This is a genomic window from Lysobacter alkalisoli, assembly GCF_006547045.1.
GTDB lineage: Bacteria > Pseudomonadota > Gammaproteobacteria > Xanthomonadales > Xanthomonadaceae > Marilutibacter > Marilutibacter alkalisoli.
The window spans coordinates 3511390-3537594 of record NZ_CP041242.1 but is presented as its reverse complement, the minus strand read 5'-3'; the positions used below and the strand labels follow the sequence as shown (position 1 = coordinate 3537594).

Annotated in this window: 24 protein-coding genes and 3 pseudogenes; 25 read left to right on the top strand and 2 right to left on the bottom strand. The window is 61.5% G+C overall.

The features are described from left to right. Positions 1-15: 15 nt before the first annotated feature. On the bottom strand, positions 16-636 hold the full coding sequence (locus FKV23_RS15645; protein WP_141624695.1) for a hypothetical protein: 621 nt from the start codon (positions 634-636) through the stop codon (positions 16-18). A 306-nt stretch (positions 637-942) separates the two neighbouring features. Next, positions 943-2535: a type IV pilus assembly protein FimV gene (locus tag FKV23_RS15640; protein ID WP_141624694.1), complete on the bottom strand. Its 1593-nt coding sequence runs from the start codon at positions 2533-2535 to the stop codon at positions 943-945. A 614-nt stretch (positions 2536-3149) separates the two neighbouring features. On the opposite strand from FKV23_RS15640, the gene FKV23_RS15635 reads away from it, so the two are divergent. From FKV23_RS15635 to FKV23_RS15505, 25 genes and pseudogenes are all read left to right on the top strand, one after another. Next, a complete protein-coding gene (locus tag FKV23_RS15635) occupies positions 3150-3464 on the top strand; it encodes a TcpQ domain-containing protein (RefSeq protein WP_244244030.1) in 315 nt (104 codons plus the stop codon). Positions 3465-3480: 16 nt separating this feature from the next. Then, positions 3481-4416 carry a virB8 family protein gene (locus FKV23_RS15630; RefSeq protein ID WP_141624692.1) on the top strand — a complete coding sequence of 312 codons (936 nt, stop codon included), beginning with the start codon at positions 3481-3483 and terminating at the stop codon, positions 4414-4416. Then, a complete protein-coding gene (locus FKV23_RS15625) occupies positions 4413-5183 on the top strand; it encodes a TrbG/VirB9 family P-type conjugative transfer protein (RefSeq protein ID WP_141624691.1) in 771 nt (256 codons plus the stop codon). Before FKV23_RS15630 ends, FKV23_RS15625 begins: the two co-directional genes overlap by 4 nt. Beyond that, positions 5180-6337: a TrbI/VirB10 family protein gene (locus FKV23_RS15620; protein ID WP_141624690.1), complete on the top strand. Its 1158-nt coding sequence runs from the start codon at positions 5180-5182 to the stop codon at positions 6335-6337. Before FKV23_RS15625 ends, FKV23_RS15620 begins: the two co-directional genes overlap by 4 nt. A gap of 7 nt (positions 6338-6344) precedes the next feature. Next, on the top strand, positions 6345-7403 hold the full coding sequence (gene virB11, locus FKV23_RS15615) for a P-type DNA transfer ATPase VirB11 (protein WP_141624689.1): 1059 nt from the start codon (positions 6345-6347) through the stop codon (positions 7401-7403). A gap of 147 nt (positions 7404-7550) precedes the next feature. Continuing rightward, positions 7551-8411, top strand: coding sequence for a lytic transglycosylase domain-containing protein (locus FKV23_RS17720; protein WP_141624688.1), 861 nt, complete (start codon positions 7551-7553; stop codon positions 8409-8411). 63 nt (positions 8412-8474) lie between these two features. Next, positions 8475-8870: a TrbC/VirB2 family protein gene (locus FKV23_RS15605; RefSeq protein ID WP_141624687.1), complete on the top strand. Its 396-nt coding sequence runs from the start codon at positions 8475-8477 to the stop codon at positions 8868-8870. Further along, the gene (locus FKV23_RS15600; protein ID WP_141624686.1) at positions 8870-9187 is read left to right on the top strand and encodes a type IV secretion system protein VirB3; all 318 of its coding nucleotides are present in this window, start codon (positions 8870-8872) and stop codon (positions 9185-9187) included. The genes FKV23_RS15605 and FKV23_RS15600 overlap by 1 nt, the downstream gene beginning before the upstream one ends. A 14-nt stretch (positions 9188-9201) precedes the next feature. Further along, positions 9202-11664 carry a VirB4 family type IV secretion/conjugal transfer ATPase gene (locus tag FKV23_RS15595; RefSeq protein ID WP_141624685.1) on the top strand — a complete coding sequence of 821 codons (2463 nt, stop codon included), beginning with the start codon at positions 9202-9204 and terminating at the stop codon, positions 11662-11664. A 56-nt stretch (positions 11665-11720) separates the two neighbouring features. Next, on the top strand, positions 11721-12521 hold the full coding sequence (locus FKV23_RS15590) for a hypothetical protein (RefSeq protein WP_141624684.1): 801 nt from the start codon (positions 11721-11723) through the stop codon (positions 12519-12521). Between the two features lie 76 nt (positions 12522-12597). Further along, positions 12598-13938 carry a type IV secretion system protein gene (locus FKV23_RS15585; RefSeq protein ID WP_167285316.1) on the top strand — a complete coding sequence of 447 codons (1341 nt, stop codon included), beginning with the start codon at positions 12598-12600 and terminating at the stop codon, positions 13936-13938. A gap of 25 nt (positions 13939-13963) precedes the next feature. After that, a complete protein-coding gene (locus tag FKV23_RS15580; RefSeq protein ID WP_141624682.1) occupies positions 13964-14485 on the top strand; it encodes a DUF4189 domain-containing protein in 522 nt (173 codons plus the stop codon). 370 nt (positions 14486-14855) lie between these two features. Next, positions 14856-15314 carry a hypothetical protein gene (locus FKV23_RS15575; protein ID WP_141624681.1) on the top strand — a complete coding sequence of 153 codons (459 nt, stop codon included), beginning with the start codon at positions 14856-14858 and terminating at the stop codon, positions 15312-15314. Positions 15315-15434: 120 nt separating this feature from the next. Next, positions 15435-15943 (top strand): annotated as a pseudogene (locus tag FKV23_RS15570) (DUF4189 domain-containing protein). Between the two features lie 99 nt (positions 15944-16042). After that, on the top strand, positions 16043-16576 hold the full coding sequence (locus FKV23_RS15560) for a DUF4189 domain-containing protein (RefSeq protein WP_141624679.1): 534 nt from the start codon (positions 16043-16045) through the stop codon (positions 16574-16576). A 109-nt stretch (positions 16577-16685) separates the two neighbouring features. Then, on the top strand, positions 16686-17027 hold the full coding sequence (locus tag FKV23_RS15555; protein WP_141624678.1) for a DUF4189 domain-containing protein: 342 nt from the start codon (positions 16686-16688) through the stop codon (positions 17025-17027). A 281-nt stretch (positions 17028-17308) separates the two neighbouring features. Further along, a pseudogene (locus tag FKV23_RS17600) lies at positions 17309-17822 on the top strand (DUF4189 domain-containing protein). 98 nt (positions 17823-17920) lie between these two features. After that, positions 17921-18460, top strand: coding sequence for a DUF4189 domain-containing protein (locus FKV23_RS15540; RefSeq protein ID WP_141624675.1), 540 nt, complete (start codon positions 17921-17923; stop codon positions 18458-18460). A gap of 222 nt (positions 18461-18682) precedes the next feature. Beyond that, positions 18683-19252, top strand: a complete 570-nt coding sequence (locus FKV23_RS15535; protein ID WP_141624674.1) for a hypothetical protein — start codon at positions 18683-18685, stop codon at positions 19250-19252. Further along, positions 19249-20520: a lipase family protein gene (locus FKV23_RS15530; RefSeq protein ID WP_208543188.1), complete on the top strand. Its 1272-nt coding sequence runs from the start codon at positions 19249-19251 to the stop codon at positions 20518-20520. Before FKV23_RS15535 ends, FKV23_RS15530 begins: the two co-directional genes overlap by 4 nt. Before the next feature lie 17 nt (positions 20521-20537). Further along, on the top strand, positions 20538-20861 hold the full coding sequence (locus FKV23_RS15525; RefSeq protein ID WP_141624673.1) for a hypothetical protein: 324 nt from the start codon (positions 20538-20540) through the stop codon (positions 20859-20861). 655 nt (positions 20862-21516) lie between these two features. Next, positions 21517-22083: a hypothetical protein gene (locus FKV23_RS15520; protein ID WP_141624672.1), complete on the top strand. Its 567-nt coding sequence runs from the start codon at positions 21517-21519 to the stop codon at positions 22081-22083. A gap of 222 nt (positions 22084-22305) precedes the next feature. Beyond that, complete coding sequence (locus FKV23_RS15515) at positions 22306-23385, top strand: peptidoglycan-binding protein (protein ID WP_141624671.1); 1080 nt, start codon at positions 22306-22308, stop codon at positions 23383-23385. Between the two features lie 214 nt (positions 23386-23599). After that, positions 23600-24382, top strand: a complete 783-nt coding sequence (locus FKV23_RS15510) for a hypothetical protein (RefSeq protein ID WP_141624670.1) — start codon at positions 23600-23602, stop codon at positions 24380-24382. 102 nt (positions 24383-24484) lie between these two features. Next, a pseudogene (locus tag FKV23_RS15505) lies at positions 24485-26032 on the top strand (peptidoglycan-binding protein); the annotation flags it as partial. Positions 26033-26205 lie beyond the last annotated feature (173 nt).

Here is a 26205-nt window from a genome sequence, read left to right as displayed (position 1 = left end):
GGCGGCATGAAGAGATCAGCGTGCGGACTTTCGACCGTCTGGTTGCGCGGATCCCGATGTCGAGGTGTCGACCAGAATGTAGTCCTGGTTCTTGCCCCAGCGAGGTTGTCCTTCCTCCAGTTTCATGCACGGACGGCCGTCGCACGAGGTGACCGTCACATGCTGGAGTGCCTGCATCACTTCGGCCTGAACCTGGAGCCGCTCGGTACGCTTGACGTTGTGCCACAGCACGAAGCTCGAGCCGGCCACGGTAAGAAATGCCGCCGCGCCTATCGCGATCATCGATTTCCATCCCATGATCCGCATCCGCATGCCGACCGCGGATTGCTCGCGCTTCAACTGGTCGCTCACCTGTCGCAGCTGGTTGGCGCTTTCGCCGATCGCCTTCGTTGCTGCACCGACTTCCTGTGCCAATGCCTGACGCACGGCGGCCTGTGCATGCTGGAGCAACTCCGTTTTGCCGGCGGTCACGACCTCGCCGAGAGTTCCTTCAACTCCATGCAATGTCTGCACGAGTGCCTTGGCGCTGTCCTGTTGCTGTTCGGCGGCATCAAGACAGCGGCGTTCGAGATCCGCAGCGAGGAGGGCGGCCTTCTCCAGGAAGTTGATCAGTTCCTGATACTTTGCGTCTTGCATCGGATATCTCGGATAGCCTGTGGATGAGGCGGGCCGGTCGATGCTCTGTCTCGCATTCCCCGGCTACGCATGAGTACTAGGTAAAACTCGATTCCCTGTAGATTATTCGTGCTGCTGTTGTTCTTCTGTACTATCGATGCTTGCACGCGAGGCGGGGTGTTTCGCGTAACTGGATGCATGCGGGCCGCATGCCGCCAGTGACACGCTAGCCGACCGTATCATCCGCCAGTGGTATCCGTCTGCGGCCGGGTCGGTGGTGGGATAGCGCATCACTTCCATCGGTTGGTTATCACCCTTGCACGTGAGTCAAGCGCGATGCCAGCGGGAGCGGCGGGGCGCTGCGGTTTCGATGCTGGCGTTACGGCCTCGTTTGCGGCGCAGCCACAGTCCGGCCAATCCGCCCAGAAACAGCAGCCCCGCCAGCCCCGACCAGAGCCAAGACGAACGGACTGAAATCCAGCCGTCCCCTTCTGCTTGCGTGAGACGCTCCTGCGCGGTGGCCAACGCATTGTCTTGAAGGGTGATGACCTGTTGCAGCTCATCATGAGAACCCTCCAATTCCGTAACGCGTTGCTTCAGGTATTCGATCTCCGCATCACGACTGGCCAGCGTCTCGCGATGCAGTGTCGTCGCTCCCGCTGATCCGATACCAGTGATGTCCGGTTTGATATCGGGTTCGGACGACAGCTCGCGTTCCGGTGGTGCGATTTCCAGACGCGGCAGCGCCAGAGACACGGGCGTGGTTTCAGTGGCCTGCTGCATGCCGGTTCTGACCGCGGCCAGAGCAGCGGCCATCTCGGCCGGAGGCACCGACCCCGGGCCTTCCTGCCACTCGCGGATCTGCAGGCGCACCAGGTCGCGTGCGTGCCCGGGATCGATGGAGGCCAGTGTGGCGTGTGCCGGCAACTGCAGGGTCGCGCCCTGCATGAGGCGATTGATGTTGCCGTCGATGAAGGCTTCCGGATTGGCCAGCAACAAAGCCGCCAGTGCCTGTTCGTGCATCGCACCGGCGCCGTCGATCCGTGCAGCGATCCGCGTCAGGGTCTCGCCAGACTTTACCGGCCCGTGCTGAGCCCCGCCCGGAAGTGGCTGGACAGGTCGGGGTGCGGGAGCTGGGAGAGAAGTGCGGGGGCTGTTCGTCTGGCTGGGGTTTGAGGGCGTTGCGGATGCAGTCCGTTCCGGCGGCGCCTCCGGCTGAGGGGCGGGGGAGGCGGTGGGCGTCGGCGAAGCAGCGAGGGATGGTGGGGCAGCAACGGCTGGTGGAGCCGCGGCCGGCGGGGGCCGGGTCTGCAGCGGAATCGGAGCCGCGGGCGGATCTGCTGCTGCCGGCGATGCCGGAGCGGCTATCGGCCGGGTTGCGACCACGGCGATGGGGGCGGCCAGCGGCGGGGGCTCCAGAGGTGGCTCGACGAACGACAGCTCGACCGACGGCAGCTCGACCGGTTTCGACAATGGTGGCTCGGACACTCCGGGTAGTTCGATCACCGGCAGAGCCGTTGCCGGCATCGAGGTCGGCTCGCGCAACGCGATGGAGAACTCCCGGATCATCCGGCCCGCATCCCAGTCGAGCTGGATCAGGAACGTGAAGAATTCCTCGCTCACCGGGTTGACGGTGGTGATGCGAATTGCGGGTTGTCCGCCCGTATCCCGGATCGAGAATCGCAGGTCGGCCACCGCCCCACGTGGCCGCGACAGGCCGACGCGTGCAAACACGACCGGTGGCGCCAGTTCCGCACGTAATGACCGCAGCTCTTCAGGCGAGGCCTTGATCGGAATTTCGGCCAACAGCGGCTCGCCGATCGCCGAACGGACCGCTATCGGTTCCATGTCCATTGCCCGAGCCGGCATTGCCGCCTGAGTCATCGCCGCCAGAATCAGGCTCAACAGCATCCATCGCATGACGTGCTTCCGTGCCTCGTGTCACAAATCTGTCTTGATCCGATCCGAAGAATATGACATATGAAGTCAATGGGCATGTGCCGGGCGGGTGTCCGCGCCCGGCACTAGTAGATGAGCAGCATACGGATCCGGATCCCGCTTGACGACCCATTGCAGACACAGGTACCTTTAAAAAAGGCCCGCTATAAGCTGGGCTCCGGGGGGGCAGGTCCAAGCTTGGGGCTGCCAATCCGGGTACGTGTTTCAGGAGCGGAACGACAGGGGGCGAGGTTTAAGGACATGAGAGCCACGGAGTGGGCTATACGTCGTAGCGTATCGCCCTTCGACACACAATCGGTACGGCAGCGGGTTTCACCTGCTGCAACGTCCAACATCATCAATGTCATGCGTCCCGGGCAGACTTCGTCCGGGGCATGCCTGTCTCTGCCTGTTTTTGCTCCCGCATGCCTGCATGGGCGTGCGGAAAGCGCATGTCTGCAATTCCTCCACAGGGTGAAGCCGTGAACCATTCAGTAGTCCATCGCCTTTTCATTGCGCTGGTGCTGGCGCCTGCGATCCTCACAGTCGGATGTGCAGCTCCCGAGGCGCCGGGCGTCCGCGGACGCTGGAAGCCCGTGAATCACTTTGCCGCAGCGCCGGAGGTGATTCCGCTCCAGCAGGCTTATCTGTTCCAGGCATCGCCTGCGGACGGCACGCTCAAGAACATGCTGAGCCGCTGGGCGCGCGACAGCCGGATGAGTCTTTCGTACCTGCACTCGAACGATTACACCCTGTATGCACCGGTGGCGGATATCCACACCACCAACCTCCAGGCCGCGGTCTCGGCGCTGACGGATGCATATGCGCAGCAGGGCGTCTCGATCACTGCGGACGGCAGCCAGATCGTCGTTCGCGCCGCTACGGCCGCGTCGGCCGAGCTCGAAGACTGACCGGGCGGGCACTTTCATGTTCGGAAAGAAGACATCCTCGCCGCAGGTTGATCAGGCTGTCGCCAAAGCGGTCAACTATGAGCTGACGGTGGCCGACCTGGCCCGTCGCAGCCAGCGCCGCGCCTGGCTGGTCGCCTGGTGCGCAATCGTGATGTCGCTGATCCTGGCGAGCGGCTATTTCGTGTTCCTGCCGCTCAAGGAGAAAGTGCCATACCTGGTCATGGCTGATCCATATACGGGCACTGCCACGGTGGCCCGGTTGCAGGGCAACTTCGGCAACAACAGCATCACCACCCAGGAAGCGATCAACAAGAGCAACGTGGCCCGGTTCGTGCTCGCCCGCGAGTCCTATGACTCGGGTCTGGTCGGCAACCAGAACTGGTACACGGTGTTCTCGATGGCCGGCGAGCGAGTCGCGCCTGCATACAAGGCGGTTTATGCGGCAAACAATCCCAATCGCCCCGCAACCCTCTATGGCGCGACCAAGTCAGTTCATGTCAGGATCGTGAGCATCCACCTGCTGGGCGGAGGTGGCGGGCAGCCGTACACGGGGGCGACGGTGCGCTTCCAGCGCAGCCTGTATGACAAGACCACCGGCCGTTTCACGTCACTGGACAACAGCGGCAAGATCGCCACGCTCGAGTTCACCTACAGGCCCAATCTCAAGCTCGGTGAGCGGGATCGCCTGCTGAATCCGCTCGGATTCCAGGTGACGAACTATCGGGTCGAGAACGATTTTGCCGAAGCCCTGCCACCGGAGCCTGCATTCCCGTCGCCGGCGGAGTTGATGCAAAGACCGTCGCAATCGGCGCCGCCTGTCGCCGCAGGCACCGAGGGGAGCATCGGAGTGGTGCCTGACACTGTCCCACCTCCGGATTTTGCCCCCGAGGAAGGCCAAATTCCTGCCAATCCCGATGCGGCTGCCCCCGCCAATGGAGTCAACACTCAATGAGTCATTTGAGCGAGCTGCTTTCGCGCTTCGGCCTCTTTCTGGCCCTTGTCTGCGCCTCCGTGTCCGTCCAGGCACAGGCTGTCGAAGAATACGAATACGAGCCTGACCGCATCTATCAGGTGCGTACGGGACTGGGTATCACCACCCAGATCGAGCTGAGTCCGCATGAGGAAATCAAGGACTACAGTACTGGTTTCAGCAGTGGTTGGGATCTGAACCGGCGCGGGAACGTGTTCTACATTCGGCCGAAGAATGTCGATGTGGACACCAACATGATGGTGCGCACGGCCACGAATTCGTACATTTTCGAGCTCAGAGTCGTCGCCACCGACTGGCGCACGCTTGCCCAGGCCAAGTCTGCCGGCGTCCAATATAAGATCAAGTTCGTCTATCCGCATGGCACCGAGTTTGCCGAGGCCATGGCCGTGGCCGAGGAGCCGAATACCGAACTCAGTACCAGCATCCATCCCGACCGCGGCTACCACTTCAACTACGAGTTCTCGGCCCCCAGGCGGGCGCCGAAGTGGTTGGTGCCGACGACGGTCTATGACGACGGCCGCTTCACCTACATCAAGATGACCGACCTTGCCGACATGCCCACCGGCAACTTCCCGGTCATCCTCGGTCGCGAGCGCGAGCACAGTGGTGACTTCATCGTCAACAGTACCGTCGAAGGCAACACCATCATTGTCCACGGCACCTATCCCTATCTGGTGATCCGTCACGGCAAGAACGTCGTCGGCCTGCGCAGGAGGCAGCAACAGTGAGCCAGAACACGCCCAACAATCCCCCCGGCCAGGCCCAGGATTCGCAGGAAAATCCCTATTCCGCCAACTGGCAGGGTGGCGGTGCACCGGATCTCGATGCCGAAGCGCCTGTGCTCAGGGCCGACGAGGCCCAACGCCTGAATCGCAAGGCGCTGATGTATCTGGCGGGCATCGTCGCTCTGCTGCTGCTGACTGCGATCTGGCTGGCCCGCGGTATGTTCTCAGGCGATGACGCCAAGCGCGCCCCGCCCCAGCGCGAGGAGCGGGTCGTAATCCCGGATGCGCCCACGGACGTGATGTTGCCGCAACTTCCGCCCGAGCGTGCGCCCGAGTTCGCAGAGCCACTGCCCTTGGCGCAGGTTCCGATGCCGTCGGAATTGCCACCGCTGCCCCCCGCGCAGCCGGCCGCACCTAGCGGGCCTTCACTTCTGGAGCGCCGCATTGGGCGCTCTGATAGTCCCGTCAGCGACGCCACCACCACACCGCCGGAAATGCCCTCGCTGGAAGGCGTGGGAGCGGATTCCGCTACCCAGATGCGGGCAAGCCTGGCCAGTGCGCGACCGCTCTACAAGCCCGACACATTGATGGTGCGCGGTACCTATATCCGCTGCGTGCTTGAAACACGGGTGATTACGGATGTGCCCGGGTTCACCTCCTGCGTGGTGACCGAGCCGGTGTATTCGATTAATGGCCGGCGCCTGCTGCTCCCCAAGGGTTCCAAGGTCCTGGGCACCTATGGTTCCGCCGCGACCGGTGGCAATCGGGTGGCGGTCGTTTGGGATCGCATCACCACGCCGAACGGCCTGGACATCAACATGAGCAGCCCGGGCGTGGATGACCTGGGCAGTTCCGGGCACCCAGGCCACTACGATGCTCACTGGCCGCAGCGCATTTCCTCGGCACTGTTGATCAGCATGATCAGCGATGCATTCAAGTACGTAGGTGCCAAGCATGGTCCCCAGCAGGTGGACATCAGCAACGGTACCGTGGTGCAGAGCCCGTATGAGAGCAACACCGCCCGCACCATGGAGCGGATGGCGAACATGGCGCTGGAAAGGAACATGGCACGTCAGCCGACCGTGACCATCAACCAGGGCGAGGTCGTCAACGTTTACGTCGCCCAGGACGTCGACTTCTCGTCGGTGCTGCGCTGAACAGGCAATGGATATGGATGACGGCTCCGCCACCGCCAGGGTCTCCAACGACTTTCTCGAGTACCAGTACCAGGTGCTCGGGATCGGGGAGTATCTGCGTTCGGCGGACGTCACCGAGATCTGCATCAACCGGCCCGGTGAGCTGTACCTGGAAACCGTCAGTGCCGGCTGGCAGAAGGTCGAGGTGCCGTCGCTGACCTTCGAGCGCGCGCGCCAGTTCTGCACCGCGGTCGTCAACGAGAGCAACACCGGCCAGCGCATCACCGATGCAGACCCGATGGTGTCGTTGACCTTCCCGACCGGTCAGCGCGCGCAATTCGTGATTCCGCCGGCCTGCGACCCGGGCAAGGCTTCCATCACGATCCGTCTGCCTGCGAAGTTCAGCAAGTCGCTCGAGCAGTACGAGAAGGATGGCTTCTTTGCCGAGATCCTCGAGCAGGACGGAGAAATCAGCGACCACGACCGCGAGTTGCTTGAGTTGCGTGAAGAGCGGAACTATGCCGAGTTCTTCCGCAAGGCCGTCGCCTACCACAAGAACGTGGTGGTCGCCGGTGCGACCGGCAGCGGCAAGACCACGTTCATGAAATCGCTGGTCAATCACATCCCGCACAGCGAACGGCTTGTCACCATCGAGGATGCGCGCGAGCTGTTCATCCCGCAGCCGAACGTCGTCCACCTGCTCTACTCCAAGGGCGGGCAGAGCACCAGCAACGTCACTGCCAAGACCTGCATGGAAGCCTGCCTGCGCATGAAGCCGGACAGGATCATCCTCGCCGAGTTGCGCGGAGACGAGTCGTTCTACTTCATCCGCAACTGCGCCTCCGGCCACCCGGGCTCTATCACCAGTTGCCATGCCGGCAGCATCGCGCAGACCTGGGACCAGCTGGCGCTTATGGTCAAGGCATCGAACGAAGGTTCGGGACTCGAGTTCTCGGTCATCAAACGGTTGCTGATGATGACCATCGACATCGTTGTGCACATCAAGGCGCATGCTGGCCGCCGCTACATCACCGGCATAGATTTCGATCCCAGGCGGGCGATGGCGGATACGGGAGGCCGGGCATGATGTACCCAACTCCCGCGTATGGTAGATTGACGGCCGCCCGTGAACCGGTGAAAGATGGCGTGGCCCGGATTGGAATCGGGTCGGATGCAACCAGGTGCCGGATGCAAGGCACAGGGAACACAAGGAGGGGGTAGCGTGTTGCCAGGTATGGAAATGATGGCGTGTGTGGACCTTGCGGTACCCGTCGAGGTAATGCGCCACGTCGTAAAGGTCGAGTCTTCCTTCAATCCCTATGCGATTGGCGTCGTCGGCGGCCGCCTGGTGCGGCAGCCACAGAACCTGGCCGAAGCCGTCGCGACGGCGCGCATGCTCGAGGAAAAGGGCTACAACTTCTCGCTTGGCCTGGCGCAGGTCAATCGCTACAACCTGACCAGGTACGGCCTCACCAGCTATGAGCGCGCCTTCCAGACCTGCCCGAACCTGCAGGCGGGTGCCCGCATCCTGGCCGAGTGCCATGGCCGCGCGGATGGCGATTGGGGCAAGGCCTTCAGCTGCTACTACTCGGGGAACTTCACCACCGGATTCCGGCACGGTTACGTGCAGAAGGTGTATGCGTCTATGCGCAATGCGGCGGACGTCGGCGGACAGGCGATACCACTGGCCGGTACCCAGGGAAATGCCTCGGCTCCACGGCCTGCGCGGGCGACCGCTGCGGTCGCTGATTCCCTGTTGGCGCGGCGAATTGAATCCGAATCGGTTACGGCTCCGGCATCGCTGATTGCCCCAGTTGCGGCTACCGAGGTGGCGCCGGTCGCCGCTGCGCCAGCTTCGATGGCCAGAGCCCAGACTCCCGCAAGTCCGCAATCGCAAGCTGCCTTGCTGCCACAGCAGGCAGCCGAGTCCTCGCCAGAGCCGGTCATGGTGCGCTTGATGGGCGCGCCGGCTGCTGGCACTGCGACCAGCGGCCATGGAATGGCTGCGCAACCCGTTCCGCCTTCGTCCCCGCCTTCACCCGCACGAGATGTTGCTTCCACCAATACAGGCAAGGACGAGGCATTTGTTTTCTAACCGGGTCGTTCCGGCCTTTGGACTATTGCACCACCCCGTCATCCACCACGAAGGAGCTAGAAGATGAAAATGAATGCAACGACCCACCAAACCCGGCAGACGGCATCTGCCGCACTCATGGCCATGGTCTTTGTCGCCTGCGTGGCGGTGCCGGATCTGGCGTTTGCCCAGGATCGCGATTTCGAGGGACAGACCTGTGGTTTTCTCGGCCAGATCACCGGCCTGCTGAGTATCGCTTCGATCGCGGTGGTCACCATCGCCATCGTGTTCGCCGGCTACCAGATTGCCTTCGCGCACAAGCGCATGAGCGACGTCGCGCCGATCCTGATCGGCGGTCTGCTGATCGGTGGCGCCAGCCAGCTCGCAGGCTGGATCCTCGGCGACAACTATGGTGAGTGCGACGCTACTTCCACCAGTACCGGGATGATCGTTCAGCAGATGCTGCAGTACGTCGCCTGATGCAGAAGAACGTACTGTTCCGCGGCTGCACCCGCCCGGCGATGTTCCTGGGCGTGCCTTACGTGCCGTTCTTCATCGGCGCGGGCGGGTGTCTGCTGCTGGCCATGTACACCAATCTGCTGGTGCTGTTCCTGCTGCCGGTGGTGATCTTCGTCATGCGCCAGATGGCCCGGCGTGACGAGATGGTCTTCCGTCTGCTGGGACTGCGGCTGCAGATGCGCACGCGCATGCGCAACATCCGCGAGCATGGCGGCATGTGGGTGTGCACGCCCAATCCCTACCGTGCACGCCCCACGCCGGATACCCGCGGACGTTGACGAGATAACGCACGATGTTCAATCCAGACACGCCCATCAGCGAATTCATTCCACTCTCCAGCCATGTCTCGCCTTCGGTGGTCAAGACCACCGGGGGAGACTTCCTGTTGAGCTGGTGTCTGGGCGGGCTGCCATTCGTCGGCCGCGACGAATGGGAGATCGAGCACCGCCACAATGTGTTCAACCGCATGCTGCAGACGCTGCGTGCGCCCGACTACGTCAACGTGGCGTTCTGGGTTCATGACGTACGCCGCCGGCGGAGCATCACATCCAACGACGCGTTCGACCAGGCCTTCAACCAGCGCATGTCGGACGAGTACTACAGGGCTCTGTCGTCGCAGAAGATCATGGTCAACGAGCTGTACCTGACCATGATCTACCGACCTGTCGTTGGTGGCAAAGCATTCATGGAGAAAACCAGCGACGTGGAACGCCTGAAGGCCGAACAGGATCAGGCCGTGGCCAAGGTGCTGGAACTGGCCGGCAACGTCGAAGCCGTGCTCAAGGAATACGCCCCGCGCCGCCTCGGCATGTATGAGGCGGAGAACGGCGTGGTGTTCTCCGAAACCCTGGAGCTGTTCGGCTACCTGCTCAACCGCATCGACGAGCCGGTACCGGCGTTGTCGGCGCCGATACCGGAATACCTGCCGGTCAGCCGCCACATGTTCTCGGTCAAGACCGGCGACTTCGTGGTCACCACACCGACCGGCAAGAACCACTTCGGCGCCATCCTCAATCTCAAGGAGTATGCCGAGGGCACCTATCCCGGCATTCTCAATGGCCTGAAGTACCTGGATTTCGAGTATGTCATCACCCATTCCTTCAGCCCGATGGGTCGGCAGGATGCGCTCAGCGTGCTCGACCGCACCAAGGGCATGATGATCTCCTCCGGCGACAAGGCGGTCAGCCAGATCGTCGAACTCGACCATGCGATGGACCAGCTGGCATCGGGCAACTTCGTGCTCGGCGAGTACCACTTCATCATCGCCATCTATGCCGACAGCCAGGAGGCGCTCAGCCGGCAGCTCGCAACCACCCGTGCCGAGCTGTCCAATGCCGGCTTCGTATCGGCCAAGGAAGACTGGGCGATCACCGCCTCGTTCTACTCGCAGCTGCCGGGCAACTGGAAGTACCGTACGCGCCTTGCCAACCTCAGCTCGCTCAACTTCCTCGGCCTGAGCCCACTGCACAACTTCAGCGCAGGCAAGAAGGACCACAATCCGTGGGGGCCGTGCGTGACCACGCTACAGGCGACCAACGGTCAGCCGTACTACTTCAACTTCCACGCCACCCACCCGGCGGAGAAATCGTTCGGCGAGAAGGCGATCGCCAACACCATGGTGATCGGCAAGTCTGGTACCGGCAAGACCGCGCTGATCAACTTCCTGCTCAGCCAGGTGCAGAAGCTGGACCCGTCGCCGACCATCTTCTTCTTCGACAAGGACCGCGGCGCGGAGATCTTCGTGCGCGCCTGCGGCGGCAACTACCTGGCGCTGGAGAACGGCGCGCCGACCGGCTTCAACCCGTTCCAGTGCGAGCGCACCGAGGCCAACATCCAGTTCCTGGCCGACCTGATCAAGGTGCTGGCCGGCAAGCGCGAATACACCGCCCGCGAGGAAGAGGACATCTTCCGCGCTGTCGAGAGCATCCTCGATACCCCTCCGCATCTGCGGACCATGACCAACTTCCAGAAGAGCCTGCCCAACATGGGCGACGACGGGCTCTACGCGCGCCTGCGCAAGTGGACCGTCGGCAATTCCCTGGGCTGGGTGTTCGACAATCCGAACGACGTCATCGACCTGCACAAGGCCCACATCATCGGCTTCGACTACACCGACATCATCGACAACCACGAGGTGCGGATACCGGTCATCAACTACCTGCTGCACCGGCTCGAGGAACTGATCGACGGCCGTCGCCTGATCTACGTCATGGACGAGTTCTGGAAGGTCCTCGACGGCGAGGGCGGGCTCAAGGAATTCGCCAAGAACAAGCAGAAGACCATCCGAAAGCAGAACGGCCTGGGCATCTTCGCCACCCAGAGCCCGGAGGACGCGCTCAAGAGCGACATCGCCGCGGCGCTGATCGAGCAGACCGCGACCATGATCCTGCTGCCCAATCCCAATGCCAGCCGCGAGGACTACATCGACGGCCTGAAACTGACCGAGGCCGAGTTCCAGGTCATCAAGGGCCTCGACGAGCGCAGCCGCTGCTTCCTGGTCAAGCAGGGCCATGGCGCCACCGTATGCCAGCTCAACCTGCGCGGCATGGACGACGCGCTGGCGGTGATCTCCGCCAGCACCGACAACATCGACATCCTGCACCAGGTGCTGGAGCGCAAGGCGCGCTTCCACCACGTCACTGCGGACGAACTTACGCCCGAGCAGTGGCTGCAGGACTTCTATGACAACCGCAAGGGCTCGGGCAAGGGCGACACGCAGACCGGCGGCCGTTCGCGCCAGGAGGCAGCCGCATGATGGCTTTCAACAGACGGTCGAACAGTTACCGCAAAAAAACCAGCAGGAGCACGTCCATGAACAACATGACCCAAACCCGCCGGCCCATCGTCAAACAACGGCTTGCCCTGCTGGCTCTGGCAATGGCGGGACTGCTGGCCTCGGGCAATGCCGCCGCGCAGTGGATAGTGAACGATACGCTGCATGTCAAAACGCAACTGGCCGAGTTCACCAAGGAGGCCACTCGCTGGGGAGAGCAGGGAAGGCAGTGGTTGAAGGAGTATCAGCAGTTCATGCAGCAGTACAACAGCTTCCTGTCCTCGGCCAACCAGGTGCGCGCCTCGTACAACTTGCCCGATGCGGTCCCGATGAGGAAGGTGGAAGATGACGAATATGTGGAGGAGCGCTGTGGTCCGCGTTACGGGGGCGGCAGCGCCGGCGTGCTGGGCCGGATGTTCCAGGTCGACCTGCGAGGCGACGTGCAGCAGCAGCGATACGAGGTCTGCGCGTTGATTCAGCAGATGCGCAACCGGCAGCTCAACGATACGGTGGACTACCTACAGAAAACCATGCCGCAGATGAAGGCGGACCTCATTGCGGCCGGCGACCGTTTCATCGGCAGTGGCAAGACACAGGGTGACATGACCACCTATAGCGCGGAATTCAGCCAGGTCGGGGCCGGGATGGCCCAGTCCCATGAGGAATTCCAGGCGCTGATGCAGGCCTACGAAAAATATATCAATGCGCTGGAATCCGCCCAGGGCACCCTGACACGGGCGGCCATGCGTGGCCATTCCGGCCTGCCGTCGAAGATCGTCAACGTGGCGACGATGAAGACGGCGCTGTGCGGCACAAGCGGCAGCAAATGCAGGGATTGATGTCTGCAAGGCGTGGGCACGATAGGCGTGCCGCCATGTCACCCGGGGGCGGGCTTCAGTGATGGAAACAGTAAAAATGACATTGCAGGGATTCGAAATACTCTCCGGCCTGTTCGGCCAGGAGTTATGGAGCTGGCTGCAACCGAAGGCGATCATCGACGATGTCGGTGACTTCGTGTTCTTCAAGTTTGTGCTGGACCGCCTGTCCCACGACATCGGTGTATTCCGCGATGGCGTGATCGGCCGTGTGATGCAGATGGTGCAGCTGGTGGCGCTGGCGCTGCTGACGCTGTGGGTGTTTGTGCAGGGCTACCGGGTCATGACCGGGCAGATGCGCGATTCGATGATGCAGTTGACGGTCAACACGCTGCGCGCGGTGCTGATCGTGACGGCGGCGATCTCGTTCGGGAGCTTCGACGAGCCGATCACGCGCTACGTGACCACGGACATGAAGGATGGGATCCACTGGGTGATCACCGGCGAGGAAGGCTCGCCGGAGGACGAGATCGACAGCAACCTGGGCTGGATGCAGGCGGCGATGTCGAGCCTGGACGTGCTGGAGACCGGGGGCGACCTGGACGCGTCGCGGGAGAAGGAGCGGGCGGCGATGATGATCGGGGCCGGCACCGGCGGCCCGGCGCTGGTGGCCGGCGCGCTGCTGCTGATGTACCAGGTGGCGATGGCGCTGTTCATCGGCCTGGGCCCGATCTTCATCCTGTGCCTGCTGTTCAACTCGACCAAGAGTCTGTTCCAGAGGTGGCTGCTGTACGGAATCGGGACGATGTTCAGTCTTGCGGTGCTGAGCGCGATGACGTCGATCGCACTGAAGATGGTGACGGACGTGGCGATCGGGATGTGGGCGTCTGACGCGATCAACACGCTGTTGTTGGGCGGCGAGCCGGCCGGTTTTGGCAGCCGCGCGATGCAGAGCGGCGGGATGGGCCTGATCCTGACCATGCTGCTGCTGACGGTGCCACCGATGGCGGCGAACTTCTTCCAGGGCTCGCTGGGTCAGTTCATGGCGTACGCCACGATGGGCCCGCACCTGCAAACGGGTCAGCCGCAGATGGGGGCGTACTCGGGCGGTGGCCCGGGTGGTGGTGGATATGGGGGCGGGTACTCGCCGCAGCAGCCTGGAACTTTGAATGCTCGCGCACAGGATGATGGCAGTAGGCAAGCAGGGGATTTCCGTGGGGCTTACGCCGCGACCCCGACCCACTCGGCCGGCTCCGCCACAGGCGGCTATTCTTCACTGCAGGATGATCTGGTGCGTACAGTGGATCGCAGTGGCGGGCCAGGTTCCAGTCCACAGGTGGATCGACACTATGCCTCGAATTCACCCACGACTCAGGCGAGCGGGCCTACAGCACAAGCACCGCCACCACCGCCGAAGGACGACACCCCGCGGCGCGGCTAACGGATAGTGGTAAGGAGGTAGCGTGATGAAACTCCCGACAATATTGATCTTGGGTTTGCTGATGGTAGGCAGTGCTCATGCCCAGATGAACAACAACCAATACCACCGACATCAACAGCAGATCCAGAACCGCAGCCATATGGCCGAGCAGCATCGGCAGGGCTATATGACTCAGCAGCAGCAAATGCAACAACAGTCACCGCAGCCGCCAGAGCCGACTGGTTGGTGGGAAACCACTTGGGGCGCGATTGCACCCTCGCCAGTAGGCGGCGTATTGGGAACAGCCGTTGGTGCGAGTAGCAAGGAAGAAGCTGAACGCTCCGCGTTGGAAGACTGTAAAGCAAAAGGGGGAGGGGCGTGCGAGGTGCGTCTTGCTTATTACAACCAGTGTGCAGTAATGATACTTGGTGACAATATATACAGAACCGCAAGTGCTGGAAGTATCAGGGACGCAGAGGAATATGGAATTGAGTTGTGCGAGAAAGAAGATACTAGCTGCCGTGTCTACTATTCCGCTTGTACTGAGCCAGTCTTTCACAGGTATTAAGTAGGCCTACAACACATGCACTGCCACCACCGCCAACGGACGACACCCCGCGGCGTGGATAGTGGAAGGTGGGTTGTGCCATGAGTCTCAAGGTGCTGTTGGTAGTTGGTCTACTGGGTATGAGCGGTGTCGTTCAGGCGCAAGCGCAGTCCCCGCATGTCTGCGGCGCCGGCCCTGGGCCCAATGAAGTCCAGGCGGGAGTACAGCCGGGCGGGCCCGGGATGGCGCCCACGCCGTTTTGCTATTGGAAGTCACAACCTCAGCAGTCGCAGCAACAGCCACAGCAACCTCCGCGACCGACGGGGTATTGGGAAAAGACGAGGGGAGCGTTAGCACCTTCGCCAGGTTCAGTCTTGCGGTGCTGAGCGCGATGACCTCGATCGCATTGAAGATGGTGACCGACGTCGCTATGGGCATGTGGGCGTCGAATGCGATCAGCACGCTGTTGTTGAACGGCGATGCGGTCGGTTACGGCAGTCGCGCGATACAAAGCGGTGGCATGGGCCTGATCCTGACCATGCTGCTGCTGACGGTCCCGCCAATGGCGGCGAACTTCTTCCAGGGCTCATTGGGTCAGTTCATGGCGTACGCGACCATTGGCCCGCACCTGTCGCAAGGTCAACCGCAGCGCGGGTCGTACTCGGGTGGTGGACCGGGTGGGGAGTATCCGCAGCAGTTGAGTGCCGCCAATACATCGGGCAGTAGAGATCAAGTTTCGTCGGGCGAATTCCGAACGCCGCCCGCCCCATACCAACAACAACCTTTGGCAGGCCAACCCGTATCGGGCGACTCGATCCGACGGGATGCGCCACCTCATGATCGGGGATGACCCGATGGGCCGCATTCACCGAAAGCTCAGCCGGGCGGGCCTAGAACACAAGCACCGCCGCCGCCATGGAAAGACACCCGGCTGCGTGGCTAAGTGGACAGTGGTAAGGAGGGTTGCGTGATGAAACTGCAAGTAGTGATGATCCTGGGTTTGCTGTTCACCGGAAACGTCCAGGCTCAGATGAACAACAATCAGCACCACCAGAATCAGCAGCGGATCCAGAACCAGAATCATAGGGCTGAGCAGCACCGGCAAGGGTATATGAACAGCCAGCAGCAGATGCAGCAACCGCCACAGCCGACCGGGTATTGGGAGACCACTTGGGGGGCGATTGCGCCTTCACCGGTCGGAGGAGTAGTCGGCGCAGCAGTTGGTGCAAAAAGCAAGAAAGAGGCTGAACGTCTTGCATTGAAAGACTGTGAAGCCAAAGGGGGGGGGCGTGCAAGGTTGGAATCGCCTATTACAACCAGTGTGGCGTGATGGTCATTGGCGACAATAAACATTTCACTTCTAGCGCCGGTACACCTGAAAGTGCTGCGGAAGCGGGGATCAAGTACTGTGAAAAGTATGATTCGAATTGTGAGGTCTACTACTCCGCCTGCACCGAACCAGTCTTCCACAGATACTGAGCAGATCAGACGGCTCATCCGAGCGGGCCTACAACACAACCGCCGCCGCCGCCGAAGGACCCGACACCGCGGCGCGGCTAGTGGAAGGAGGATAGTGTCGTGAAACTCAAGGCGTTGTGGATACTGGGTTTTCTGCTGGTGACTGGCAATAATCAGGCCCAGATGAACAACAACCAGTACCACCAGCACCAGCAGCGGATCCAGAACCAGAATCATGTGGCCGAGCAGAACCGGCAGGGCTATATGGCCCAGCAACGGCAAACGCAGCAGGAGCAAATGCAGCAACAGTCCCCACAGCCGACTGGCTGGTGGGAGACGACTTGGGGGGCGTTAGCGCCTTCACCAGTAGGTGGTGTGTTGGGAGTAGCTGTTGGTGCGAGCAGCAAGGAAGAGGCTGAGCAGCTTGCGCTAGAGGATTGCAAGGCGAAAGGAGGGGGGGGGTGCGAGGTTGAGTTTGCTTATCACAACCAATGTGGAGCTATGGTTCTCGGCCAAGCTAACTATCACATTGTGGGCGCTGGCTCCGTATCGAAAGCATCTGAGTTCGGAATAAAGTTGTGTGAAGATCGCGGTGACTCTAACTGCAGTGTCTACTATTCCGCCTGCACTGAACCAGTCTTCCACAGATACTGAGCAGATTAGAGGACTCAGGCGAGCGGGCCTACAGCGCAAGCACCGCCACCACCGCCGAAGGACGACACCCCGCGGCGCGGCTAACGGATGGTGGTAAGGAGGTAGCGTGATGAAACTCCCGACAATATTGATCTTGGGTTTGCTGATGGTAGGCAGTGCTCATGCCCAGATGAACAACAACCAGTACCACCAGCACCAGCAGCGGATCCAGAACCGGAATCATGTGGCCGAGCAGAACCGGCAGGGCTATATGGCCCAGCAACGGCAAATGCAGCAGGAGCAAATGCAGCAACAGTCCCCACAGCCGACTGGCTGGTGGGAGACAACCTGGGGTGCGATTGCAACTTCGGAGACAGGGGGGGCGTTGGGAACAGCCCTTGGCGCATCTAATGAATCAGAAGCGAAACAGATTGCTCTTAGTGATTGTAAAGCCAAGGGTGGGGGGGTGTGAGAGCAATTTCGCCTACCACAATCAGTGTGCTGTTGCAGTACTAGGCGCAAATACTTTCCGAATGTATGGTGCGGCATCAATTGAAGAGGCAACAGCCGATGGCATGAAAGATTGCGCTGCTGCTAACGGTGACGGCTCTAGTTGCCGCGTCTATTATTCCGCTTGTACTGAGCCAGTCTTCCACAGGTATTAAGTAGGCCTGCAACACATGCACTGCCACCACCGCCGACGGACGACACTCCGAGGCGGGGCTAGTGAACAGTGGTAAGGAGGGCTGAGTAATGAAACTCCAATTGGTGTTGATCTTTGGATTGCTGGGGGCTGGCAATGTCCAGGCGCAGATGAACAACAACCAGTACCACCAGCATCAGCAGCGGATCCAAAACCAGAACCATATAGCCGAGCAGAACCGGCAAGGCTATATGAACAGCCAGCAGCAGATGCAGCAGCCACTGCCACCGCAACCGACAGGCTGGTGGGAGACGACTTGGGGGGCGATTGCACCCTCGCCGGTGGGCGGCGTTCTAGGTACGGCGGTTGGTGCAAAAAGCGAGAAAGAAGCTGAGCGCCTTGCGCTGGCAGACTGCAAAGCAAAGGGAGGGGGCGTGTCAAGTTCTGATTACCTACGACAATCAATGCGGTGTATTGATTGTTGGCGATAAATTTTTAGGCACCGCGAGGGCCAGAACGAAAGAGATAGCAGAAGATATTGGGGTTGAAGCGTGTCAAGTTAGCGATACAAATTGTGAGGTCTACTACTCCGCCTGCACCGAACCAGTCTTCCACAGATACTGAGCAGATCAGACGGCTCATCCGAGCGGGCCTACAACACAACCGCCGCCGCCCCGAAGGACGACACCTTATGGCGCGGCTAGTGGAAGGAGGATAGTGTCGTGAAACTCAAGGCGTTGTGGATACTGGGTTTTCTGCTGGTGACTGGCAATAATCAGGCCCAGATGAACAACAACCAGTACCACCAGCACCAGCAGCGGATCCAGAACCGGAATCATGTGGCCGAGCAGAACCGGCAGGGCTATATGGCCCAGCAACGGCAAATGCAGCAGGAGCAAATGCAGCAACAGTCCCCACAGCCGACTGGCTGGTGGGAGACGACTTGGGGGGCGTTAGCGCCTTCACCAGTAGGTGGTGTGTTGGGAGTAGCTGTTGGTGCGAGCAGCAAGGAAGAGGCTGAAAGCCGCGCACTAGCCGATTGCAAATCGAAAGGGGGGGGCGCGTGTGAGGTGCTAGCAACCTACTTCAATCAATGTGGCGCAATGGCACTAGGGGCGGAAAGGATATTTGGCGCGAGCGCAGGCACCGAAAAATCTGCAGGGGAAGAGGCTGTAAGGTATTGCGAGCAAGAAGAAGGAGCCGACGCAAACTGCCGTGTCTACTATTCCGCTTGTACTGAGCCAGTCTTCCACAAATATTGAGTAGTCCTACTAAGCAGTAAACGGCTGATTCCTCTCGCCTAAATTCGAGTCGGTACCAGTTTGAACCAACCCAAGCGCATGGGACGCGATATGTGTCAACCGCAAAGACAATTCCAACACCCGCAGCGGCTTGCCGCTGTGGGTGTTTTGTTGTCCAGGAACCGATGGGCAGCGGCGCTGTCGGTCCTTCTCCTGTCTTCCACGGCCGCGTGCAGTGCATCCATGAGCGACAAACCCAAGCCCGAGTACCGCGAGAACCTCAATCCGCAGCAAACCTACCAGCTGACGATGCGCATCGCCGACGCGCCCGGGGGGTTCGGTTGGATACAGGGTTTCATGCAGTTCGATGTGACCAACCCGGAATGCTTGCCGCCCCCAAAGGATAATCCGGGCGGGCATACCTCGCCGATACCGACCCGTTCGATCCCGTTCGATCTGCAGAAGGTTGCCGAAGACGAGTACACGGCGACCGTGTTCGCAGACGGCATGATCGACGAGGATTACCATGGTCGAGGGATGTGCCAGTGGAAGCTGGTGCAGGTACAAGTGCAACTGAAGGCCACGGGTTCGAAGAGCGAAACTCTATTTATTCCCAGCTTGGGGCGCAGAGAGCTCCGGTCGGATGAGGTGAAGCCGCAGTACTTCCTGAAAGCGAGTTATCCAAGACATCCAGAATCGACGCTGGATGAACCGATCGCATTCGGTCAACCGAATCGCTTGCAGATGGCGTCCTCCTTGAGTGACGAGGATCTGTTCACCATCACATTGTCCATGGAGGAAGCAGGGCCATGAAACCGACCAGCCAACAGTACGCCGACCTGGCAGATCACTGCTACGACCGTGACGGGAATCTGGCGCAGCTCGCAAGTGCAAAAGAGGAAGTCGAGATCGGCGGCGTGACCTACAAGGTCGTCGATCACCTTGACAACCCGCGCACCGGCTACCAAGGCACGATCTACCAGCAGGTGGATTCCGGTGCCATCGTAGTGGCGCATCGCGGCACCGAGCCCGACCGTGACTTCGTGAAAGACATCATCGCTGCCGATGCCGGCATGGTGCTGACGCGCAATAACCTGCAGGTTGACGATGCTATCGCGTTGACCAGGCGTGCAAAGGAATATGCAAACAATCCGGAGTTCGTTGCGCAGTACGGCCAAGCCCCCGAAGTCTCCGTCACCGGTCACTCACTGGGCGGCACGTTGGCCCAGGTCACCGCCCACCACTTCGACCTGCGCGGCGAGACCTTCAACGCCTACGGCGCAGTGAGCCTGAACCTTCGCATCCCCGAAGGCGGAGACAAGGTGCTCAACCATGTCATGGCGACCGACGTGGTCAGCTCGGGCAGCCCGCATTACGGCCAGGTCCGCCACTACGCCCTGCCCGAGGAAGTCACCCGGCTGCATCAATCGGGTTACCACGACAACCGATTCGTGGATGCGTTGGTCGGGGACATGCCGATAGCGGCGGCCATGCGCTCGTTCGGCAGCCACAACATGCACCATTTCCTGGACGTGGACGGCGAAGGCCGGCCCGATGTGTCCATCCTGCGCAATCCGGAAGCCCGCCGTTTGGCGGACCAGCACAGCCGGATGATCGAGGACTACCGCGGTGACGTAGAAGGCATTCGCCGCGGCATCACCCGCGGGGCCCGCGGCCCGGGCGGCTTGCTGCAGGACGGCGTCGATTGGCTGCGCGGACCGGTCGAGGCCGGCGAACCTGCGGCGCGTGAAGCACGCGAGCAGGCGTCGCGCGAAGCGCGGGAGGCGGCACGAGCACGGCCTGGCCAAGGCGTACAAGGTTCGGGGCTGTTCGATTCGGACGGTCCACTCAAGTGGCCGGAGTCTCTGCCACGCACGGACATGGGCGGTCCGCCGCTGCGGCCGAGTGCCGCAGCTGAAGCGACGGCACGCCTGGATCGTCTGCTGGCAGGTGAATTCGACCCGGCTGCACGCGAAGCCTGGGACCGCGATGTGGCCATGCACCGCCAGCGCATGGAGCCGGTGCGCGAACAGGAAGTGCTTCAGGCACAGCAGTCCGAGCAGGCCGGACTGGCGCGCTGAGGCCATCCATGACGGGCATGGACGCCACCATCCACCTTAAACCTCCCCTCGCCGCCATGCAGGTGGGGAGAGTCAAGGTGAGCGAGCATTCGAAACCAGGCGGTGTCCGTTACGTGCTGGACCGCCTGGCCCATGACATTCGCATGTTCGGCGATGGCGTGATCGGCCGCGTGATACAGCTGGTGCAGTTTGTCGCGCTGGTATTGCTGACGCTGTGGGTGATGGTGCAGGGCTACCGGGTATTGACCGGTCAGATGCGCGAGCCGCTGATGCAGATGATGACCAGCCCCTCACCTGCCAGATCGTTCCGGCCGCGCAGCAGGCTTGGGATCAGCACGTAATCGCGCAATCGGACGGAGCTGTCTCTGCTTGCATCGGGGGAATACATTCAGTATGAACTGCTTGGGGCGCATCACTCCCAATTCGTTAGTGTGACAATTCTTTATGGACTAGCGTCATCTCTAAACAAGGAAAATGTATATGAGCAACATGAAGATCATCGTCCTTTCTTCGGTCTGCCTTGCGCTTGCCGGATGTGCATCAATGGCTGTGACTGAAGATTCGCTTACGCAAAGAACAGCGTCTTCACTTGGGCTGTCGCCAGATCAGTTCACTATTTCGAACAGAGTGGATTCCGGTGTGCGGACGGATTATGAGGTCCGGACCAGCTCGGGGAAGAACTATGTGTGCTACGTCACGGGAACGGTTTCTGTAACCGGGCGTCTTGTCTCCGATGCCATCTGCAGCCAGAAAGGAGCGGCGAGTCAGTCAGCTTCTGAATCAAGTGGAAATTGCAACGATCTGCTGAGAGCTGCCGGGAAGTGTAATTAACTCCCTGATAGGCATGCCATATCTTCGTTCAGGTGGATGGCCCAAATGGGTCATCCGCTTGATTCGGATGTTGTCGCCCATGATCTTGCCTTGCGCTTTCATGAATTCTCAGAATAGAGGTCAGAGTGGGCCGCCCACTGATTCGTGGAACATGCAGGACACGAAATGAAGCAACAGAAGAAGCCAGTCCGACATCTACTGCAACGGCTCGCTCTCACAGTGGCGCTACTGTTTCAGGCGACATTACTAGCCGCGTGCGACACATCACAGGCGCCTGACTCGCAAGCGCAAGTACAAGACCTGTCAGGCATTCAAGCCAAGGAGTCCACCATGGGCGATCGCCCCCCTGCGTCCGAAAAGCCCGACCCTGCCACAGACCTCGCTGCCCAGTTCAAGCCGGGCATGGCCTATGGCGATTTCCGGAGACTGGTTCTGGGCAAGGGTTGGAAGCCGGTCGTCAATCCCGGGTGCAGGGCCAACCTGGCAGGTGCGGATGCCGACGACTTTTGCGCCAGTAACCCCCGGTTGATTGCGTGCAGGATCTGTGACGAACTGCCGGAATTGGACGCCTGCAGTGGCGATGCCCGCTGTCTGGTACGGTTCCACCATCCGGAAAGCGCCTCTATTCTTGAAGCAACAGGGTATGGCGAAGTGGAGTACTGGAGCGAGACAGGGGAGGATGCCGGGCTTCAGGTTTCAGGCTGGGAGTTCGTCGAATCGAAAGACAGGTAGAATGAGGCTCCCGTGGCTGCCATTGATCGGTGGCCGTGGGAGGGGCGAACGAGTTGATCCGTTCATCCGCGGCGCAGTGACGCGCCGGATGCAGGCCGGTATGCAAGGGCCGGTCTGCAAGTGCAAGCCAGACAGCCGGCTTGTCATGACCGAAGGACGACTTATGGACGAGACGCTTCGAGTCATTTTTCAACCGACCTTGACACGAAATGGAGTTTCACCATGGCCAATCCGATCCATGACCTGATGTATCGCGGCGAATCGGGCGCCGCCGGCTACAACGCCTACAACCGTGGCACGTACACGGATGCCGCTGGCAATGAGCGCATCCGCGCGGGCGGCGCGCCGATGGACTTTTCCAGCTTCACGCTGGGCGAAGTCCAGGACCTGCAGCATCTGCCGCGCCGGGATCCCGACCGGCTGTTCGCCGTCGGCAAGTATCAGATCATCCCCGGCACCATGGATGCCGCCGTCGCCCGATTGGGGCTGGACCGCGATGAAGCATTCACCCCCGAACTGCAGGACCGGATCTTCACGGATTACCTGCTGCGGCAGAAACAGCCCGGTGTCCGTGATTACATCGAAGGCAAGCCGGGGGTGACCCTTGAGCAGGCGCAGCATGGACTTGCCCGTGAGTGGGCCAGCTTTGGCGATCCTTACAAGGAGGGCCGCAGTTACTACGGTGGCGCCAATCGCGCGCACATCAGCCTTGAACAGAGTGAAGCCGCGCTCACCCAGATGCGCGCCGGGTATGCGGCTGCAATCGATCGTGGCTTGTCTTCCGATGAGGCCTGGCGAGTGGCAACGGCGATCGATCCGGAGCAGCGGACACAGGCGAGGCCGTCCGCGGCCAGGACCGATCCACTGGCCGACGGCCTGCTCCGTCACGGCGAGAAAGGCGATCCCATCCGCGAGTTGCAGCAAAGCCTGCACGAGCTGGGCTACACCGGCCGCGACGGCAAGCCGCTGTCACTGGATGGCGATTTCGGAGCGAATACCGGGCACGCCGTACGTGCCTATCAGCGCGAACATGGCTTGAAAGTGGACGGTATCGCCGGTCCGCGCACACTCGAGTCCATCGAACAACAGCGGCAGGAGCAGACGCAGGCATCGCCGGAAGTCCAGGAGGCCATATCCCGCCTGGATCGACTGACGTCCGGCCAGATCGACCCGAGTGCCCAGCAGGCCTGGAACCAGCACGTGGCCGCTTGCCGACCGTGCCCGGATCCGGTGCGCGAGCAGGAGTCCCTGCAGCAGCGGGCTCAGGAGCAGGCGGCCGAGCAGGCCGGGTTGGCACGCTGAGGCCGCTGGCATGGGCCGTTCTTCCAGGTCGACATGTGAGCATGGAATGATGAACCGATACTTGGGGATGTCCGGGTTTTCTTCTGTCGCGGCGCCGCTTCTTGCAGCGGCGGCTTTGCTTGCGGGCTGTGATACCGGTGGATCCCCAGAGGACAATCGCATGGTGTCAAGCGAGATTGCGGACAATGCATCAAACACTCAGGACGCTGTAACCATGGACGCAAAAAACGACACCGGAGCCATCGCAATCAAGCCGCCGGCACCGGATGGAGTGCTGTACTTCATCTACCAGAAGGACGGCGATGGGGCCGTCTCCTACGAGATTGCGAACGGTGCGTGGGCGACATACTGGTACGGCCACTCATTCGAACTGGATGGCAAGCGCTACTTCACCGGATTCGCCTACGCCACCCAGGAGCGCTTTCCTGCCGATGGCGAGCACGTCCCGGGGCCGGATGATCAGGTCGACCTGTCGAACGCCACGTTCCTGCTGACGGACGAAGGAAGCGAAACCCCTTGGAGCCTTGTCGGTGCGGAGCCGTACATCGGCAGGTTCGGCGCCCATGACAAGGGCAACGAGGTCGATCCCGGACGCAAGGCACAGGAGTTCCGCACCCGGGAGGGGCGTCTGCTGCTTGCCGTCCCAACCTCATCGCTGCAGTCGGGCGTCCGCATCGAGTCATTCGACCTGTTCGTGTTCAATCCGGCTAAAGAGGTGCCGATCGACGAGCATCACTGGACCTACGTGGGCAATGTCTATATCGGCGAGGACAACAGCGCTTCGTGTGACCAGGACGCGGGCAGGCTGGCGTGCGCGAACAGCTCGGGCACGCTGCAATTCGTCCCGCAGGATGACAGTCCGATGCCGATGCTCCGGGTGGAGCGCAATGGCACCGTCGTCGATGGCCCCGGGCAGACGCGGACTCTGGGCTCGTCCGATGTCCTCGAGTACAGCTTCGACGCCGCGAACCGGAAATACCTGACAGACGATCTGTAGTACTTCTGCTTTACCCGGTTGACCGAGAGCTCAAGGCGAAAGGATTCGCCCGGTTGACGCAATGCGGCAGAGCCGCACCTCAACAATCTCAAGGAGCATCAAATGGCGCGTGATTACACCCGCGAGGAAGTCCTGGACATCATCGAGCGCGAAGCCAATGCACGGGGCATCCCGCGCGACGACTTCCTGCGATTCGCCTATATCGAGACCGGTGGCCAGTTCGATGAGCATGCCTCACGTGGCCCCGGCGGTGCGAAGGGCCTGTTCCAGTTCGTGCCGGGCACGGCCGAGGCATACGGCATCCGTGGCCGCGAGTTCGATGCCGTCGCGAACACCCAGGCGGCTGCACAGCTGTACCTGGACAACCGCGACCAGCTGGTCAACCGCCACCAACGCGATGGGCGGCCATACCTTTCGGGCAAGCCCGAGCCGGATGGCCTGGACATGTATCTGGCGCACCAGCAGGGTGCGGGCGGTTATCGCTCCCTGCAGACAGCGATCGCCACGGGACAGTTCAGCCTGGAAAGCACCCGCGCCAATCTCCTGAACAACGTCAGCTCCCGCGATATCGAGGCCATCACCGGGCACAGCCATGCGGACTTCCGCCAACTGTCCGACCGCGAGTTGGCGGCCACGTTCGTCGAGTACTGGGGGGAGAAGTTCGATCGGGTACGGATAGCGGAAAAAGGCATCGAGCCCGTTGCCCGGGTGCCGTCGGAGCCTGCTCCTGGTTTGGCGCCGGTCGCAAGTGCCGGAATCGCGCTGGAAGCCGCACACGCCCTGAGCATCAAGCACGACGATGTGAAGTACGGATTCGGGGTCAAGGATCCCGCCAGTGGCAAGGTCGACTGCTCGGGTTGGGTCGTGACCCTGCAGAACGCCACGATGGACGAGATCAATGCCAAGGCCGGCCATTCGGTGTTCGCGCGGGAAGACCGCTTCAAGCCCGAGTGGGACTCCGCCGCCGCCATCGTGCAGAAGGCCCAGGCGCGTTCGGGTGTCCTGCTTGAAGGTGGCGAAATCACCCGTGATGCCCTCAAGGAGGGCATGATCATTGGCGAGGACAACGGCCCCAAGTCCTGGGACCGGGGGCGCTACAAGGGCATCGACCATATCGTGATGGTCGTGCGTGATCCGGCCACGAATGAGTTGATGGTGAGCCAGTCTCGTGGCGGCGAGGGCGTGGAACTGTCCCGGCTGGACGACTACCTTGAGGGCAAGCAGGCAAGGGGCGTCAAGCTGTACGCAACCGACCCGTTGGCGCAGGCAAGGGAGTTGCTGCACGACCGCTCGCAGGTGCAGGGCCAGAACCGGGCCGCACCAACGCTCCCGGCGACGGGCAACCATGCCTCCATGGCTGATGGCCTGCTCCGTCGCGGCGAGAAAGGTGAACCCATCCGCGATCTGCAGCAAAGCCTGCACGAGCTGGGCTACACCGGCCGCAACGGCAAGCCACTCGCGGTGGACGGCGACTTCGGCGGAAACACCGAACATGCCGTACGTGCCTATCAGCGTGACCACGGCCTGAAGGTGGACGGTATCGCCGGCCCGCGCACGCTGGAGGCCGTTGAGCAGCAACGACGGCAGGAACAGGCGCAGAGCCAGGGGTCGCCAGCGGCCCAGGATGCCATGTCCCGCCTGGATCGCCTGGCATCCGGCCAGGTCGACCCGGCCGCCCGGCAGGCCTGGGACCAGGAAGTGGCGGCCTGCCGCCCCTGCCCGGACCCGGTACGCGAGCAGGAGTCCGCGCTGGAACAACGACAGGCGCAGCAGACGATCCAAGCGGAACAGGGACGTTGATCCTCGCCGGATGGCAGGAGCAC